This window comes from Escherichia marmotae (assembly GCF_002900365.1).
Lineage (GTDB): Bacteria > Pseudomonadota > Gammaproteobacteria > Enterobacterales > Enterobacteriaceae > Escherichia > Escherichia marmotae.
This window is the reverse complement of record NZ_CP025979.1, coordinates 1,274,885-1,291,777: the sequence shown is the minus strand read 5'-3', so window position 1 is coordinate 1,291,777 and position 16,893 is coordinate 1,274,885. Positions and strand designations below refer to the sequence as shown.

The following is a 16,893-nucleotide window of genomic DNA, read 5'->3' as shown; positions in this document are numbered from 1 at the left end:
AATTTTATCGGGCTTACGAGTTGCATCGCAATGTATTGAATTTGCGAGATCTTGTAGGCCGGATAAGGCGTTTACGCCGCATCCGGTAAAAAGACATATGCACGTGGTCAGCACTCCACTACAGGACATTTTATGATCAGTTCATTATGGATCGCCAAAACCGGCCTCGACGCCCAGCAAACCAATATGGACGTCATTGCCAACAACCTGGCAAACGTCAGTACCAACGGTTTAAAGCGTCAGCGGGCGGTGTTTGAAGATCTGCTTTATCAAACCATTCGCCAGCCTGGAGCGCAGTCTTCCGAACAAACCACCTTGCCGTCCGGGTTACAAATCGGTACTGGTGTGCGTCCGGTTGCCACTGAACGCCTACACAGTCAGGGCAACCTGTCGCAAACCAATAACAGCAAAGATGTGGCGATTAAAGGGCAGGGCTTTTTCCAGATCATGCTGCCGGATGGCTCATCGGCCTACACCCGCGACGGCTCTTTCCAGGTGGATCAGAACGGGCAGTTGGTGACGGCGGGTGGTTTTCAGGTACAGCCTGCGATCACCATTCCAGCGAATGCGTTAAGCATCACCATCGGTCGTGATGGCGTGGTCAGCGTAACCCAGCAAGGCCAGGCGGCTCCGGTTCAGGTTGGGCAGCTTAATCTCACTACCTTTATGAACGACACTGGGCTGGAGAGCATTGGCGAAAACCTCTACACCGAAACGCAATCCTCCGGCGCACCGAACGAAAGTACACCGGGTCTGAACGGTGCGGGGCTGCTGTATCAAGGGTATGTTGAAACATCTAACGTCAACGTGGCGGAAGAACTGGTCAACATGATTCAGGTACAACGTGCCTACGAAATCAACAGTAAAGCGGTATCTACCACCGATCAGATGCTGCAAAAACTGACGCAACTCTAAGGCATAACCGGTGGCTGGTTCACCGGTTTACTGATTTTTGAAGATGATAGCCATGCAAAAAAACGCTGCGCGCATTTACGCCATTTCCAGCTTGTTGGTGTTTTCACTGACCGGCTGTGCCTGGATACCCTCCACGCCGTTGGTACAGGGGGCGACTACTGCACAGCCGGTTCCTGGTCCGACACCCGTCGCCAACGGTTCCATATTCCAGTCTGCTCAGCCGATTAACTATGGCTATCAACCGCTGTTTGAAGATCGCCGCCCACGTAATATTGGCGATACGCTGACCATTGTGTTGCAGGAAAACGTCAGTGCCAGCAAGAGTTCTTCCGCTAATGCCAGCCGCGACGGTAAAACCAATTTTGGCTTTGATACTGTGCCGCGCTATTTGCAGGGGCTGTTTGGTAATGCCCGCGCTGATGTCGATGCCTCTGGCGGCAATAGCTTCAACGGGAAAGGTGGAGCCAATGCCAGCAATACCTTCAGCGGCACGTTGACGGTGACGGTCGATCAAGTGCTGGTAAACGGTAACCTGCATGTGGTGGGTGAAAAACAGATCGCCATTAATCAGGGCACCGAATTTATTCGCTTCTCCGGCGTGGTCAATCCACGCACTATCAGTGGTAGCAACACCGTACCGTCTACCCAGGTGGCGGATGCGCGCATTGAGTACGTTGGCAATGGCTACATTAACGAAGCACAAAATATGGGCTGGTTACAGCGTTTCTTCCTTAACCTGTCGCCAATGTAAGTGAGGCTGTGGTGATTAAATTTCTCTCTGCATTCATTCTTCTGCTGGTTGCGGTCGTGGCGCAGGCCGACCGTATTCGCGATCTCACCAGCGTTCAGGGCGTACGGCAAAACTCGCTGATTGGTTATGGGTTGGTAGTTGGCCTGGATGGTACGGGTGACCAGACGACCCAGACGCCGTTTACCACGCAAACGCTAAATAACATGCTCTCGCAGTTGGGAATTACCGTTCCGACAGGCACCAATATGCAGTTAAAAAACGTCGCTGCGGTAATGGTGACGGCGTCACTTCCGCCTTTTGGACGCCAGGGGCAAACCATTGATGTCGTGGTGTCGTCGATGGGTAACGCCAAAAGTCTGCGTGGCGGTACGCTGCTGATGACACCGCTTAAGGGTGTCGATAGCCAGGTGTATGCGCTGGCGCAGGGCAATATTCTGGTCGGCGGCGCAGGCGCATCGGCGGGGGGCAGCAGTGTTCAGGTTAACCAATTGAATGGCGGACGGATCACCAATGGTGCAATTATTGAGCGCGAATTGCCCAGCCAGTTTGGTGCTGGCAATACCTTCAATTTGCAGCTAAATGAGGAAGATTTCACCCTGGCGCAGGAAATTGCCGATACCATCAACCGCACACGCGGATACGGCAACGCGACGGCGTTAGATGCGCGAACTATTCAGGTACGCGTGCCGAGTGGCAACAGTTCCCAGGTGCGTTTCCTTGCCGATATCCAGAACATGCAGGTCAATGTCACTCCGCAGGACGCCAAAGTGATTATTAACTCGCGTACCGGTTCAGTGGTGATGAATCGTGAAGTGACCCTCGATAGCTGCGCGGTGGCACAGGGCAACCTCTCGGTTACGGTGAATCGGCAGGTGAATGTCAGCCAGCCAGATACGCCGTTTGGTGGTGGAGAAACCGTGGTAACCCCACAAACGCAGATCGACTTACGTCAGAGCGGTGGTTCGCTGCAAAGCGTGCGTTCAAGCGCCAGCCTCAATAACGTAGTGCGCGCGCTCAATGCATTGGGGGCTACGCCGATGGATCTGATGTCCATACTGCAATCGATGCAAAGCGCGGGATGTCTGCGGGCAAAACTGGAAATCATCTGATGATTAGCGACAGCAAACTGCTGGCCAGTGCCGCCTGGGATGCACAATCGCTTAATGACCTGAAAGCGAAAGTGGGTGAAGATCCGGCGGCAAATATTCGCCCGGTGGCTCGTCAGGTAGAAGGGATGTTCGTGCAGATGATGCTGAAAAGTATGCGTGAAGCCTTACCGAAAGATGGCCTGTTCAGCAGCGAGCATACCCGACTCTACACCAGTATGTATGACCAGCAGATTGCCCAACAGATGACAGCAGGCAAAGGTCTGGGGCTGGCGGAGATGATGGTTAAACAGATGACACCAGAGCAGCCGTTGCCAGATGAAGCAACGCCAGCGGCACCGATGAAATTCCCGCTTGAAACTGTGATGCGTTACCAAAACCAGGCGCTCTCGCAACTGGTGCAAAAAGCCGTACCACGTAACTACGATGATTCGCTACCTGGTGACAGCAAAGCGTTCCTCGCGCAACTCTCGCTTCCCGCCCAACGGGCAAGCCAGCAAAGTGGTGTGCCGCATCATCTGATCCTTGCCCAGGCGGCGCTGGAATCAGGCTGGGGACAACGGCAAATCCGTCGTGAAAATGGTGAGCCAAGCTATAACCTGTTTGGCGTCAAAGCCTCCGGCAATTGGAAAGGGCCGATCACTGAAATTACCACCACCGAATATGAAAATGGCGAAGCGAAGAAAGTAAAGGCGAAGTTCCGGGTTTACAGCTCATATCTTGAAGCGCTTTCAGATTATGTCGGTCTATTAACACGTAACCCGCGTTACGCCGCCGTGACGAATGCCAAAAGCGCTGAGCAGGGGGCGCAGGCATTACAGGACGCGGGATATGCGACCGATCCTCATTATGCCCGCAAACTAACCCATATGATTCAGCAGATGAAATCGGTAAGCGACAAAGTGAGCAAAACTTACAACATGAGTATCGATAATCTGTTCTGAAGAACTCAAGTCCGGCGGGTGTCTGCCGATAATGCTCTGTAATTGAAGGCTTATAAGGAACCTCCATGTCCAGCTTGATCAATAACGCCATGAGCGGACTTAACGCGGCGCAGGCAGCGTTAAATACGGCGAGTAATAATATTTCCAGCTATAACGTTGCCGGATATACCCGCCAAACCACCATTATGGCGCAGGCCAACGCAGGTGGTTGGGTTGGCAATGGTGTCTACGTATCCGGTGTGCAACGTGAGTATGATGCGTTTATTACCAACCAGTTACGTGCGGCGCAAACCCAGAGTAGCGGTCTGACTTCCCGCTATGAACAGATGTCGAAAATCGACAATATGCTCTCTGGCAGCACGACCTCGCTGGCAACACAGATGCAGGATTTCTTCACCAGTCTGCAAACACTGGTCAGTAACGCGGAAGATCCGGCGGCACGTCAGGCGCTGATCGGTAAAGCAGAAGGGCTGGTAAACCAGTTTAAAACCACCGATCAGTATCTGCGCGACCAGGATAAACAGGTCAATATCGCGATAGGTGCCAGCGTTGACCAGATCAACAATTATGCTAAACAAATCGCCAGTCTGAACGATCAAATCTCACGCCTGACAGGTGTGGGGGCAGGGGCGTCACCTAACGAGCTGCTGGATCAACGTGATCAACTGGTGAGCGAATTAAACCAGATCGTTGGTGTAGAAGTCAGCGTTCAGGATGGCGGCACTTACAACATCACGATGGCCAATGGTTACTCACTGGTACAGGGCAGCACGGCGCGTCAGTTGGCGGCAGTACCGTCCAGCGCCGATCCTTCCCGCACGACAGTCGCTTATGTTGATAGTACTGTGGGCAATATTGAGATCCCGGAGAAATTACTGAATACCGGGTCGCTGGGCGGCCTTCTGACGTTCCGTTCTCAGGATCTCGACCAGACGCGCAATACGCTCGGACAACTGGCGCTGGCATTTGCCGGGGCTTTCAATACTCAACACAAAGACGGGTTTGATGCCAATGGCGATACAGGGAAAGATTTTTTTGCCATCGGGAAACCGGCTGTGCTGGAGAATACTAAAAACCAGGGTAGTAGCGCGATCAGCGCCACGGTGACCGACGGCTCCGCGGTTCTGGCAACAGATTACAAAATCTCTTTCAACAATAATCAGTGGCAGGTCACCCGCCTTGCCAGCAATACTACTTTTACGGTGACGCCAGATACCGACGGTAAAGTTTCGTTTGACGGTCTGGAGTTGACGTTTACCGGCACACCAGATGCTAATGACAGCTTCACGTTGAAACCGGTAAGCGATGCCATCGTCAACATGGACGTTTTAATCACCGACGAAGCGAAAATCGCCATGGCGAGCGATAAAACCGCTGGTGAGAGCGATAACCGTAATGGTCAGGCGCTGCTGGATTTGCAAAGCAACAGTAAAACGGTGGGCGGGGCGAAATCCTTCAACGACGCCTATGCCTCGTTAGTGAGTGATATCGGCAATAAAACTGCTACGTTGAAAACCAGCAGTACGACGCAAGGTAATGTGGTGACGCAACTCTCTAATCAGCAGCAATCTATTTCCGGCGTCAACCTTGATGAAGAGTACGGCAACTTGCAACGTTTTCAGCAGTACTACCTGGCGAATGCGCAGGTTCTGCAGACGGCGAACGCCATTTTCGATGCGCTTATTAACATTCGCTAAGGGAGAGAAAAAATGCGTTTCAGTACCCAGATGATGTACCAGCAAAATATGCGCGGTATCACCAGTTCCCAGGCGGAATGGATGAAGTATGGCGAACAGATGTCGACGGGTAAGAGAGTTGTTAACCCTTCTGACGATCCCATTGCTGCATCACAAGCTGTCGTGCTCTCACAAGCGCAGGCGCAAAACAGTCAGTACACGCTGGCGCGTACTTTCGCGACGCAAAAAGTGTCGCTGGAAGAGAGTGTGCTTAGCCAGGTTACTACGGCAATCCAGAATGCCCAGGAAAAAATTGTCTACGCCAGCAACGGCACGTTAAGTGACGATGATCGGGCATCGTTAGCCACGGATATTCAGGGACTCCGCGACCAGTTGTTGAATCTGGCGAATACCACTGACGGTAACGGGCGCTACATTTTTGCTGGTTATAAAACCGAATCCGCACCGTTTAGCGAAGCGAAAGGTGAATATGTCGGCGGAACTGAAAGTATTAAGCAACAGGTTGATGCTTCGCGTTCGATGGTGATAGGGCATACCGGCGACAAAATTTTTAATAGCATTACCAGTAATGCGGTAGCGGAACCAGACGGTAGCGATTCTGAAACCAGCCTTTTTGCTATGTTGGATAGCGCCATCGCTGCGCTGAAAACACCGGTTGCAGATAGTGAAGCGGATAAAGAAACCGCTGCTGCGGCATTAGATAAAACTAACCGTGGCCTGAAAAACTCGCTGAATAATGTGCTCACCGTACGTGCGGAATTAGGCACACAGTTGAACGAACTGGAGTCGCTGGATTCATTAGGTAGCGATCGCGCTTTAGGTCAGACGCAGCAGATGAGTGATTTGGTTGATGTGGACTGGAACGCGACGATTTCATCTTACATCATGCAGCAAACGGCGTTGCAGGCGTCGTACAAAGCGTTTACTGATATGCAAGGATTATCGCTTTTTCAGCTCAATAAATAAGCACTTTTCAAACATATCATGAAACTGGGTATGTTTTGTCTGCCCGCTCTGGGATCGCCTGAGCGGGCATTTTTTTGCCTTATTTTTGAGTGTGGCTGGCAAGAATACCATTGGGTGAAGTTGAATATATTGATTCATAACTGAAATAAAAAAAGCCCCGGCGGTTGCCAGGGCTTGATCGCTTTGAGTTAATGATTACTCAACAGGTTGCGGACGCGCAGGGGCGGCAGAGGCATGATGCGTCGCCGTATGACCACCTGCGGCACCTTTACCTTCGAAGGCAAAGGCTGGACGCTGCCAATCACTGTGGCGCGGCGCTTCCGGAACATATTCCGGTGCCGGAGCACGTGTCATCGGCGCGGTAGCGTGGTTATGCTCTACGACTACCTCGGCTTCAACAGGGGCTACTGTTTCAACCTCTGCTGCAACTTCAGCGACCACAGGCGCGGCAGGTTGAGCAACGACTTCAGGTTCGGCAATCACAACCTCGGCAGTTTCGGCAACTTCTTCAATATCAGCCGTCTCTTCCTGCGGTTCAACCACTGGTTCTGCGTGCTCTGCAACTTCCTGCGCTACGGCAACATCAGCTTCGGCAATCACCTGCGGCTGTTCAGTTACTGCAGCGGCAATCACTTCAGGATGCGTCGTTTCAACCACTTGCGGTTCGGCAACCTGAACAGGTGCTTCTACGACTTCAGTTACTTCTTCAACAACCGGCGCGGCAATGACTGGCTCCACAGCGGCGGCGACAGGGACTTCAGTCATCATCGGCTGAACCTGTACTTCTTCCTGCTCGCGTTGTTCTTCAACCTGTACATCTTGCGGACGTACAACCGGGTAGCGGATCCAGACTTTGCCAGAGGCAAGTTCCGGAGATGCGCACGCTACAGTTAACGGCATTGGTGACTGAACCGGATAACGCTCGTCACGATAGCGGCGACGACGCTGGCCACTTACGCGCAGGTGACGAGGCGAACGACGAGAACGACGTGGCATGCCACCGTTGTCACGGTTATCGGCATTGTTCTCTTCTTGCTGTTCCGGCGCAGTTTGCGCAACCACAGGCAGCGGAACTTTTACCAGTTCAGTTCGCTGGGCAGGCGTTTCCTGCATAACAGGCTCGGTAGCGACGGTTTCTTCAACCACCGGTGCGACTACAACTTCTTCAGCAACGCTTTGCTCGTAACGCACTTTTTGGTTCAGTTGACGCTGTTTACGACGTGGTTGAACCGGACGTACACGTTCTTCCTGGTCGGTTTCCTGAACAGATGGCTCTTCAACATTCAGCGCTTTAGCTTCTTGTTGCACCTGACGTTTATCGTCGTTACGGCGACGGCTACGTTCACGACGCGGTGCTTGCTGCTCGTCAGTGGTGCGTGCTTTTTCAGTTACATCGGTCTGCTGACGGTTCTCACGAGCCTCGGCAGTCTGCTGCTGTGCCTGGCGACGATTACGACGGTTCTCTTCGCGATTATCGCTGCCCTCTGTACGCTCACTACGTGTATCGCGGCGTTCATTACGGTCACGGCGGTTGTTCTGGCGAGGCTTACGGCGATCCTGTTGGCGCTCCGGTTTTGCTTCTGCTTTCGACGCGGGTTGCTCGGCCGGTTTGGTTTCTTCGCCGCCGCTGAACAACGATTTCAGTGCGTTGAAAAGACGGCTCAACAGGCCTGGTTGTGCTGGAGCAGCAGGCGTTGTCGGCGCAGCTTTCGGTGCTGGGGCTGCTGCCGGTGCTACAGTTTCAGCCGGGGTTGGCGCTGGTGGAACATCCGGCATGGCGAAGGTTGCCAGTGCAGGTTGTTCCGGGCGTTTACGTTCAGGGAATTCTTCCTCAGAAGGTAATGCCATCGCTTCTTCATGCAGTTTTGGCAGCATGTAGCTTAAGGTCGGCGTCTCTTCTCCTTTACGCACGCGCAGCACGTGGTAGTGCGGAGTTTCCATCTGATCGTTTGGTACAATCACGCAGCGCACGCCGTCCTGACGGGTTTCAATTGCATTCACCGCAGAACGTTTTTCGTTCAGCAGGTAAGAAGCAATGGGGACAGGAACAATAGCGTGGACTTCCTGAGTGTTCTCTTTCAGGGCTTCTTCTTCAATCAGACGCAGAATAGAGAGCGACAGGGATTCGTTGTCACGCACGGTGCCAGTACCGGAGCAACGCGGGCAGACGTGATGGCTGGATTCACCCAGCGATGGGCTAAGGCGCTGACGGGACATCTCGAGCAGGCCGAAGCGAGAAATATGGCTGATTTGAATACGCGCACGATCCTGACGCACCGCTTCACGCAGACGGTTTTCTACCGCACGCTGGTGGCGTACTGGCGTCATGTCAATAAAGTCGATAACAATCAGGCCGCCGAGGTCACGCAGACGCAACTGACGAGCAATCTCATCAGCAGCTTCCAGGTTAGTGTTAAACGCGGTTTCTTCGATATCACCGCCGCGGGTTGCGCGTGCGGAGTTGATGTCGATGGCGGTTAACGCTTCGGTGCTGTCGATAACAATAGAACCACCGGACGGCAGACGAACTTCACGCTGGAAAGCGGACTCGATCTGCGATTCAATCTGGTAGTGGCTGAACAGTGGAATTTCACCCGTGTACAGTTTGATTTTGCTGCTGAAATCCGGGCGACCCAACGCGGCGATATGCTGACGCGCCAGTTCGAGCACTTTCGGGTTATCAATAAGGATTTCACCTATGTCCTGACGCAGGTAGTCGCGGAAAGCGCGAACGATAACGTTGCTTTCCTGGTGAATCAGGAACGGAGCAGGGCGGCTTTCAGCGGCTTTTTTGATCGCTTCCCAGTGTTTCAGACGGAAGCTCAGATCCCACTGGAGCGCCTCGGCAGATTTGCCGACGCCAGCAGTACGCACGATAAGCCCCATGCCTTCAGGCAGTTCAAGGCTTGCCAGTGCTTCTTTTAATTCGGTACGGTCGTCGCCTTCGATACGGCGAGAAATGCCACCCGCGCGCGGGTTGTTCGGCATCAGAACCAGATAGCTACCCGCCAGGCTGATAAAGGTGGTCAGTGCTGCGCCTTTGTTACCGCGCTCTTCTTTATCGATCTGAACAATAACCTCCTGACCTTCACGCAACACATCTTTAATGTTGGGGCGGCCATGAGCACTGTAGTTAGCAGGGAAATATTCGCGGGCAATTTCTTTTAGTGGGAGGAAACCGTGACGTTCAGCGCCGTAATCAACAAAAGCAGCTTCCAGACTCGGTTCAATGCGGGTGATTTTACCTTTGTAGATGTTCGCCTTTTTCTGTTCATGCCCTGGACTTTCGATATCCAGATCATACAGACGCTGCCCATCTACAAGGGCAACGCGCAACTCTTCCTGCTGAGTTGCGTTGATTAACATTCTTTTCATCGTAACTTACTCATTATTCTTACATTGACGACTAAGCTGCGGGCAAAGTAACGCCTTTCCGGGTGTGAACCGATGGCCTCGTGTCTAGTCGCGTCGCCAACCTCACGGTTATCGTCAGCTCAAAGAGGCGCAGAGTGTCGGTTGCCCGTTTTTCATGCGGAAAAACAGCGCAATTATCAGAGAAACAGACTGGGTATTACTCTCCAGAAATATTTCCATCTACCGGTAAGGACTGCAACCCGCAGCCCGCTAACTGCCTGAAAGATCAATACGTCTTACGCCATTGCTGCGTTGATGATCGGTCGGGCAAAATGGGTTATTCCGTAAAATTTCTTGTTTTAACAAGGTTGGACACGGAAACGTTCTCATTATTCCACTGCAAGCCTTGTTATAGCAAGATGACTTTTACCATTTATCACCCACTTACTCACAGTTTTTTCACTTCTTGCTGGTGATTGGTTTAATAACCAGCAATTAAGTGATTGCGCTGGGAAGTAATAAGGTGCAGAACTAAATATAAGCATAGAAAAATGAGTGGCGCGAATCCTGCTGGCTATTTAGAATCGCCCCCCATGAAAACAGAGACTCCATCCGTAAAAATCGTTGCTATTACCGCTGATGAAGCGGGGCAACGTATCGATAACTTTTTGCGTACCCAATTGAAAGGCGTACCAAAAAGTATGATCTACCGTATTTTGCGTAAAGGCGAAGTACGGGTGAACAAAAAACGTATTAAGCCTGAATATAAACTCGAAGCTGGCGATGAAGTGCGTATTCCGCCGGTTCGCGTTGCTGAACGGGAAGAAGACGCGGTTTCGCCGCATCTGCAAAAAGTCGCTGCGCTGGCGGATGTCATCTTATATGAAGATGATCATATCCTGGTGTTGAATAAACCGTCTGGCACAGCAGTACATGGCGGCAGTGGTTTAAGTTTCGGCGTTATTGAAGGACTGAGGGCGTTGCGCCCGGAAGCGCGGTTCCTTGAACTGGTGCATCGGCTCGACCGGGACACCTCTGGTGTGCTGCTGGTAGCGAAAAAACGCTCGGCGTTACGTTCTCTACATGAGCAATTACGTGAAAAAGGTATGCAAAAAGATTACCTGGCGCTGGTGCGCGGTCAGTGGCAGTCACACGTGAAAAGCGTGCAAGCGCCGTTGCTGAAAAACATTCTGCAAAGCGGCGAGCGTATTGTGCGTGTGAGCCAGGAGGGTAAGCCGTCAGAAACGCGCTTCAAAGTGGAAGAACGCTATGCGTTTGCCACGCTGGTGCGTTGTAGCCCGGTGACCGGTCGTACACACCAGATCCGTGTGCATACGCAATACGCTGGTCATCCGATTGCCTTTGATGATCGTTACGGCGACCGCGAATTTGATAAACAACTCACTGAAGCGGGAACGGGATTAAATCGTTTATTCCTGCACGCCGCGGCGTTGAAGTTTACCCATCCGGGAACGGGTGAGGTGATGCGTATCGAAGCGCCGATGGATGATGGTTTGAAGCGTTGTTTGCAGAAACTGCGTAATACGCGTTAATGCGAGCATATAAATCAGATAGTAGGCGGTAGGCCTGATAAGGCGTTTACGCCGCATCAGGCAGTCAGCACCAATTGCCGGATGCGGCGTAAACGCGTCCGGCTCATAAAATTATCCCATCAGCGGGTTTTTCCCTTCCCGACGTAACATCTGACAGAGCGCAATAAGCGGCAAACCAACCAGCGTGTTAGGGTCACGCCCTTCTAAACGCTCGAATAGCGTAATGCCAAAGCCTTCACTCTTAAAGCTACCTGCACAGTGCAGGGGATGCTCCTTACGCACGTAATTATCAATCTCCGCCTCGCTCAGATGACGGAAATGGACGTCAAATGGTTCCACTTCTGTTTGCAGATGTCCGTTGGCGGAATTATACAATGCCAGCCCGGTATAAAAGGTGACAATATTGCCGCTGGCTTTGCGTAATTGCAGGCGCGCATTGTCTTCCGTTAACGGTTTACCGGTGATTTCACCGTCAAGAACACACACCTGGTCAGAACCAATAATTAAATGGTCTGGATAACGTGATGCTAAGGATTGCGCTTTTTCTTGCGCCAGTCGAAGCACCAGTTGGCGAGGTGATTCATCGCTATGCGGGGTTTCGTCGACCTCCGGCGCGGCACATTCGAAAGAGATTTGCAGTTTTTCAAGTAGAGCGCGGCGCCAGGGCGAGGTGGAGGCTAAAATAAGTTTAGACATATTTTTTTCCATCAGATATAGCGTATTGATGATAGCCATTTTAAACTATGCGCTTCGTTTTGCAGGTTGATGTTCGTTGTCAGCACTGAACGAAAATAAAGCAGTAACCCGCAATGTGTGCGAATTATTGGCAAAAGGCAACCACAGGCTGCCTTTTTCTTTGACTCTATGACGTTACAAAGTTAATATGCGCGCCCTATGCAAAAGGTAAAATTACCCCTGACTCTCGATCCGGTTCGTACGGCTCAAAAACGCCTTGATTACCAGGGTATTTATACTCCTGATCAGGTTGAGCGCGTCGCTGAATCTGTAGTCAGTGTGGACAGTGATGTGGAATGCTCCATGTCGTTCGCTATCGATAACCAACGTCTCGCAGTGTTAAACGGCGATGCGAAGGTGACGGTAACGCTCGAGTGTCAGCGTTGCGGGAAGCCGTTTTCTCATCAGGTCTACACAACGTATTGTTTTAGTCCTGTGCGTTCAGACGAACAGGCTGAAGCACTGCCGGAAACGTATGAACCGATTGAGGTTAACGAATTCGGTGAAATCGATCTGCTTGCAATGGTTGAAGATGAAATCATCCTCGCCTTGCCGGTAGTTCCGGTGCATGATTCTGAACACTGTGAAGTGTCCGAAGCGGACATGGTCTTTGGTGAATTGCCTGATGAAGCGCAAAAACCAAACCCATTTGCCGTATTAGCCAGCTTAAAGCGTAAGTAATTGGTGCTCCCCGTTGGATCGGGGATAAACCGTAATTGAGGAGTAAGGTCCATGGCCGTACAACAGAATAAACCAACCCGTTCCAAACGTGGCATGCGTCGTTCCCATGACGCGCTGACCGCAGTCACCAGCCTGTCTGTAGACAAAACTTCTGGTGAAAAACACCTGCGTCACCACATCACTGCCGACGGTTACTACCGCGGCCGCAAGGTCATCGCTAAGTAATCACGCGTCTGCGTGATGAAGCTTAGTGAGGATTTTCCCCAGGTAACTGGGGAAAGACCAAACCGGGCGGCGACGATACCTTGACACGTCTAACCCTGGCGTTAGATGTCATGGGGGGCGATTTTGGCCCTTCTGTGACAGTGCCTGCAGCTTTGCAGGCACTGAACTCTAATTCGCAACTCACTCTTCTTTTAGTCGGTAATCCCGACGCCATCACGCCATTACTTGCTAAAGCTGACTTCGAACAACGTTCGCGTTTGCAGATTATCCCTGCGCAGTCAGTTATCGCCAGTGATGCCCGGCCTTCGCAAGCTATCCGCGGCAGTCGTGGTAGCTCAATGCGCGTGGCTTTGGAACTAGTGAAAGAGGGGCGAGCGCAGGCCTGTGTCAGTGCCGGTAATACCGGGGCGCTGATGGGACTGGCAAAATTATTGCTCAAACCCCTGGAGGGGATTGAGCGTCCGGCGTTGGTGACGGTGTTACCGCATCAGCAAAAGGGCAAAACGGTGGTTCTCGATTTAGGGGCCAACGTCGATTGTGATAGCACAATGTTGGTGCAATTCGCCATTATGGGCTCTGTTTTGGCAGAAGAGGTGGTGGAAATCCCTAACCCTCGCGTGGCGTTGCTCAATATTGGTGAAGAAGAAGTAAAGGGTCTCGACAGTATTCGGGACGCCTCAGCTGTGCTTAAAACAATCCCTTCTGTCAATTATATCGGCTATCTTGAAGCCAATGAGTTATTAACTGGCAAGACAGATGTGTTGGTCTGTGACGGTTTTACAGGAAATGTCACATTAAAGACGATGGAAGGTGTTGTCAGGATGTTCCTTTCTCTGCTGAAATCCCAGGGAGAAGGGAAAAAACGGTCGTGGTGGCTACTGTTATTAAAGCGTTGGCTACAAAAGAGCCTGACGAGGCGATTCAGTCACCTCAACCCCGACCAGTATAACGGCGCCTGTCTGTTAGGATTGCGCGGCACGGTGATAAAAAGTCATGGTGCGGCCAATCAGCGAGCTTTTGCGGTCGCGATTGAACAGGCAGTGCAGGCGGTGCAGCGACAAGTTCCTCAGCGAATTGCCGCTCGCCTGAAATCTGTATACCCAGCTGGTTTTGAGCTGCTGGACGGTGGCAAAAGCGGAACTCTGCGGTAGCAGGACGCTGCCAGCGAACTCGCAGTTTGCAAGTGACGGTATATAACCGAAAAGTGACTGAGCGTACATGTATACGAAGATTATTGGTACTGGCAGCTATCTGCCCGAACAAGTGCGGACAAACGCCGATCTGGAAAAAATGGTGGATACCTCTGACGAGTGGATTGTTACTCGTACTGGCATCCGTGAACGTCATATTGCTGCACCAAACGAAACCGTTTCTACCATGGGCTTCGAAGCGGCGACACGTGCAATTGAAATGGCGGGTATCGACAAAGACCAGATTGGCCTGATTGTTGTGGCAACGACTTCTGCCACGCACGCCTTCCCGAGCGCAGCATGTCAGATTCAAAGCATGTTGGGCATTAAAGGTTGCCCGGCGTTTGACGTTGCCGCAGCCTGTGCAGGTTTCACATACGCCCTGAGCGTAGCTGATCAATATGTGAAATCTGGTGCGGTGAAGTATGCTCTGGTCGTCGGTTCCGATGTACTGGCGCGCACCTGCGATCCAACAGATCGCGGGACCATTATCATTTTTGGTGATGGTGCGGGCGCTGCGGTGCTGGCCGCCTCTGAAGAGCCAGGAATTATCTCCACCCATCTGCATGCCGACGGCAGCTATGGTGAATTGCTGACGCTGCCTAACGCTGACCGTGTGAATCCAGAGAATTCAATTCATCTGACTATGGCAGGCAACGAAGTCTTCAAGGTCGCGGTAACTGAGCTTGCGCACATCGTTGATGAGACGCTGGCGGCGAATAATCTTGACCGTTCTCAACTGGACTGGCTGGTTCCGCATCAGGCGAACCTGCGTATTATCAGCGCAACGGCGAAAAAACTCGGCATGTCGATGGACAATGTCGTCGTGACCCTGGATCGCCATGGTAATACCTCTGCTGCTTCTGTGCCTTGTGCACTTGATGAAGCGGTACGCGATGGGCGTATTAAGCCTGGTCAGTTGGTCCTGCTTGAAGCCTTTGGCGGTGGGTTTACCTGGGGCTCCGCGCTGGTTCGTTTCTAGGATAAGGATTTAAAAATGACGCAATTTGCATTTGTGTTCCCTGGACAGGGTTCTCAAACCGTTGGAATGCTGGCTGATATGGCGGCGAGCTATCCCATTGTTGAAGAAACGTTTGCTGAAGCTTCTGCAGCGCTGGGCTACGACCTGTGGGCGCTGACCCAGCAGGGGCCAGCCGAAGAACTGAATAAAACCTGGCAAACCCAGCCAGCACTGTTAGCTGCATCTGTTGCGCTGTATCGCGTATGGCAGCAGCAAGGCGGCAAAGCTCCAGCAATGATGGCTGGTCACAGCCTGGGCGAATACTCCGCGCTGGTTTGTGCTGGTGTGATTGATTTTGCTGATGCGGTGCGTCTGGTTGAGATGCGCGGCAAGTTCATGCAGGAAGCTGTACCGGAAGGGACTGGCGCAATGGCGGCAATCATCGGTCTGGATGATGCGTCTATTGCTAAGGCTTGTGAAGAAGCAGCGGAAGGCCAGGTGGTTTCTCCGGTAAACTTCAACTCTCCGGGCCAGGTGGTTATTGCCGGTCATAAAGAAGCGGTTGAGCGTGCAGGTGCTGCCTGTAAAGCTGCTGGCGCAAAACGTGCGTTGCCGTTGCCAGTGAGCGTTCCGTCTCATTGTGCGTTGATGAAACCGGCTGCCGACAAGCTGGCTGTTGAATTAGCAAAAATCACTTTTAACGCCCCAACCGTTCCGGTTGTGAACAACGTTGATGTGAAATGCGAAACCAATGGTGATGCCATCCGTGATGCCCTGGTGCGCCAGCTTTATAACCCAGTTCAGTGGACGAAGTCCGTTGAATACATGGCAACGCAAGGCGTAGAACATCTTTATGAAGTCGGCCCGGGCAAAGTGCTTACTGGCCTGACAAAACGCATTGTCGACACCCTGACCGCCTCGGCGCTGAATGAACCTTCAGCGATGGCAGCGGCGCTCGAGCTTTAAAAGAGGAAAATCATGAATTTTGAAGGAAAAATCGCACTGGTAACCGGTGCAAGCCGTGGGATTGGCCGCGCAATTGCTGAAACGCTCGCAGCCCGTGGTGCGAAAGTTATCGGCACTGCGACCAGTGAAAGCGGCGCTCAGGCGATCAGTGATTATTTAGGTGCTAACGGTAAAGGTCTGATGTTGAATGTGACCGACCCGGCATCTATCGAATCTGTTCTGGAAAAAATTCGCGCAGAATTTGGTGAAGTCGATATCCTGGTCAATAATGCCGGTATCACTCGTGATAACCTGTTAATGCGAATGAAAGATGATGAGTGGAACGATATTATCGAAACCAACCTTTCATCTGTTTTCCGTCTGTCAAAAGCGGTAATGCGCGCTATGATGAAAAAGCGTCATGGTCGTATTATCACTATCGGTTCTGTGGTTGGTACCATGGGAAATGGCGGTCAGGCCAACTACGCTGCGGCGAAAGCGGGCTTGATCGGCTTCAGTAAATCACTGGCGCGCGAAGTTGCGTCACGCGGTATTACTGTAAACGTTGTTGCTCCGGGCTTTATTGAAACGGACATGACACGTGCGCTGAGCGATGACCAGCGTGCGGGTATCCTGGCGCAGGTTCCTGCGGGTCGCCTTGGCGGCGCACAGGAAATCGCCAACGCGGTTGCATTCCTGGCATCCGACGAAGCAGCTTACATCACGGGTGAAACTTTGCATGTGAACGGCGGGATGTACATGGTCTGACCGCGAATTGCACAAAATGCTCATGTTGCGCGCAGTCTGCGTGGTTATGAGTAATAATTAGTGCAAAATGATTTGCGTTGTTGGGGGGTATGGCCTCAAAAT

Annotated in this window: 15 protein-coding genes; 13 read left to right on the top strand and 2 right to left on the bottom strand. The window is 52.1% G+C overall.

Annotated features, from left to right (window positions below; all coding sequences use genetic code 11):
- Positions 1-132: 132 nt before the first annotated feature.
- The 6 genes from flgG to flgL all read left to right on the top strand — a co-directional run bounded on the left by flgG (position 133) and on the right by flgL (position 6,379).
- Entirely contained in the window at positions 133-915 is a 783-nt protein-coding gene (flgG, locus tag C1192_RS06880; protein ID WP_038354438.1) for a flagellar basal-body rod protein FlgG, read from the top strand.
- Positions 916-967: 52 nt separating this feature from the next.
- Positions 968-1,666 carry a flagellar basal body L-ring protein FlgH gene (flgH, locus tag C1192_RS06875; RefSeq protein WP_016248589.1) on the top strand — a complete coding sequence of 233 codons (699 nt, stop codon included), beginning with the start codon at positions 968-970 and terminating at the stop codon, positions 1,664-1,666.
- Between the two features lie 11 nt (positions 1,667-1,677).
- Positions 1,678-2,775, top strand: coding sequence for a flagellar basal body P-ring protein FlgI (gene flgI, locus C1192_RS06870; protein ID WP_001516179.1), 1,098 nt, complete (start codon positions 1,678-1,680; stop codon positions 2,773-2,775).
- The gene (gene flgJ, locus C1192_RS06865) at positions 2,775-3,716 is read left to right on the top strand and encodes a flagellar assembly peptidoglycan hydrolase FlgJ (protein ID WP_001516180.1); all 942 of its coding nucleotides are present in this window, start codon (positions 2,775-2,777) and stop codon (positions 3,714-3,716) included. The genes flgI and flgJ overlap by 1 nt, the downstream gene beginning before the upstream one ends.
- A 65-nt stretch (positions 3,717-3,781) precedes the next feature.
- On the top strand, positions 3,782-5,413 hold the full coding sequence (gene flgK, locus C1192_RS06860) for a flagellar hook-associated protein FlgK (RefSeq protein WP_038354437.1): 1,632 nt from the start codon (positions 3,782-3,784) through the stop codon (positions 5,411-5,413).
- Positions 5,414-5,425: 12 nt separating this feature from the next.
- On the top strand, positions 5,426-6,379 hold the full coding sequence (gene flgL / locus C1192_RS06855; RefSeq protein WP_001212793.1) for a flagellar hook-associated protein FlgL: 954 nt from the start codon (positions 5,426-5,428) through the stop codon (positions 6,377-6,379).
- Positions 6,380-6,574: 195 nt separating this feature from the next.
- Here the strand turns inward: flgL and rne are convergent, their stop codons facing one another.
- Positions 6,575-9,754: a ribonuclease E gene (gene rne, locus C1192_RS06850; RefSeq protein ID WP_038354436.1), complete on the bottom strand. Its 3,180-nt coding sequence runs from the start codon at positions 9,752-9,754 to the stop codon at positions 6,575-6,577.
- Between the two features lie 572 nt (positions 9,755-10,326).
- On the opposite strand from rne, the gene rluC reads away from it, so the two are divergent.
- Positions 10,327-11,286, top strand: coding sequence for a 23S rRNA pseudouridine(955/2504/2580) synthase RluC (gene rluC, locus C1192_RS06840; RefSeq protein ID WP_024191859.1), 960 nt, complete (start codon positions 10,327-10,329; stop codon positions 11,284-11,286).
- A gap of 111 nt (positions 11,287-11,397) precedes the next feature.
- Here rluC and yceF read toward each other — a convergent pair whose 3' ends face one another.
- Complete coding sequence (yceF, locus tag C1192_RS06835; RefSeq protein WP_038354435.1) at positions 11,398-11,982, bottom strand: 7-methyl-GTP pyrophosphatase; 585 nt, start codon at positions 11,980-11,982, stop codon at positions 11,398-11,400.
- A gap of 198 nt (positions 11,983-12,180) precedes the next feature.
- On the opposite strand from yceF, the gene yceD reads away from it, so the two are divergent.
- The 6 genes from yceD to fabG all read left to right on the top strand — a co-directional run bounded on the left by yceD (position 12,181) and on the right by fabG (position 16,791).
- On the top strand, positions 12,181-12,702 hold the full coding sequence (yceD, locus tag C1192_RS06830; RefSeq protein ID WP_001174477.1) for a 23S rRNA accumulation protein YceD: 522 nt from the start codon (positions 12,181-12,183) through the stop codon (positions 12,700-12,702).
- Between the two features lie 51 nt (positions 12,703-12,753).
- Positions 12,754-12,927 (top strand): 50S ribosomal protein L32, encoded by a 174-nt coding sequence (rpmF, locus tag C1192_RS06825; RefSeq protein WP_000290727.1) that lies wholly within the window; start codon positions 12,754-12,756, stop codon positions 12,925-12,927.
- An 80-nt stretch (positions 12,928-13,007) separates the two neighbouring features.
- Positions 13,008-14,078, top strand: coding sequence for a phosphate acyltransferase PlsX (gene plsX, locus C1192_RS06820; protein ID WP_000197582.1), 1,071 nt, complete (start codon positions 13,008-13,010; stop codon positions 14,076-14,078).
- A 67-nt stretch (positions 14,079-14,145) separates the two neighbouring features.
- Entirely contained in the window at positions 14,146-15,099 is a 954-nt protein-coding gene (fabH, locus tag C1192_RS06815) for a beta-ketoacyl-ACP synthase III (protein WP_000288127.1), read from the top strand.
- 15 nt (positions 15,100-15,114) lie between these two features.
- Positions 15,115-16,044 carry an ACP S-malonyltransferase gene (fabD, locus tag C1192_RS06810; protein WP_001516187.1) on the top strand — a complete coding sequence of 310 codons (930 nt, stop codon included), beginning with the start codon at positions 15,115-15,117 and terminating at the stop codon, positions 16,042-16,044.
- Positions 16,045-16,056: 12 nt separating this feature from the next.
- A complete protein-coding gene (gene fabG, locus C1192_RS06805; protein ID WP_001008542.1) occupies positions 16,057-16,791 on the top strand; it encodes a 3-oxoacyl-ACP reductase FabG in 735 nt (244 codons plus the stop codon).
- Positions 16,792-16,893 lie beyond the last annotated feature (102 nt).

Bases quoted from the DNA above. Each gene is read 5' to 3' on its own strand.
- flgG (WP_038354438.1), top strand. From the start codon at position 133: ATGATCAGTTCATTATGGATCGCCAAAACCGGCCTCGACGCCCAGCAA.
- flgH (WP_016248589.1), top strand. From the start codon at position 968: ATGCAAAAAAACGCTGCGCGCATTTACGCCATTTCCAGCTTGTTGGTG.
- flgJ (WP_001516180.1), top strand. From the start codon at position 2,775: ATGATTAGCGACAGCAAACTGCTGGCCAGTGCCGCCTGGGATGCACAA.
- flgK (WP_038354437.1), top strand. From the start codon at position 3,782: ATGTCCAGCTTGATCAATAACGCCATGAGCGGACTTAACGCGGCGCAG.
- flgL (WP_001212793.1), top strand. From the start codon at position 5,426: ATGCGTTTCAGTACCCAGATGATGTACCAGCAAAATATGCGCGGTATC.
- rne (WP_038354436.1), bottom strand. From the start codon at position 9,754: ATGAAAAGAATGTTAATCAACGCAACTCAGCAGGAAGAGTTGCGCGTT.
- rluC (WP_024191859.1), top strand. From the start codon at position 10,327: ATGAAAACAGAGACTCCATCCGTAAAAATCGTTGCTATTACCGCTGAT.
- yceF (WP_038354435.1), bottom strand. From the start codon at position 11,982: ATGTCTAAACTTATTTTAGCCTCCACCTCGCCCTGGCGCCGCGCTCTA.
- yceD (WP_001174477.1), top strand. From the start codon at position 12,181: ATGCAAAAGGTAAAATTACCCCTGACTCTCGATCCGGTTCGTACGGCT.
- rpmF (WP_000290727.1), top strand. From the start codon at position 12,754: ATGGCCGTACAACAGAATAAACCAACCCGTTCCAAACGTGGCATGCGT.
- fabH (WP_000288127.1), top strand. From the start codon at position 14,146: ATGTATACGAAGATTATTGGTACTGGCAGCTATCTGCCCGAACAAGTG.
- fabD (WP_001516187.1), top strand. From the start codon at position 15,115: ATGACGCAATTTGCATTTGTGTTCCCTGGACAGGGTTCTCAAACCGTT.
- fabG (WP_001008542.1), top strand. From the start codon at position 16,057: ATGAATTTTGAAGGAAAAATCGCACTGGTAACCGGTGCAAGCCGTGGG.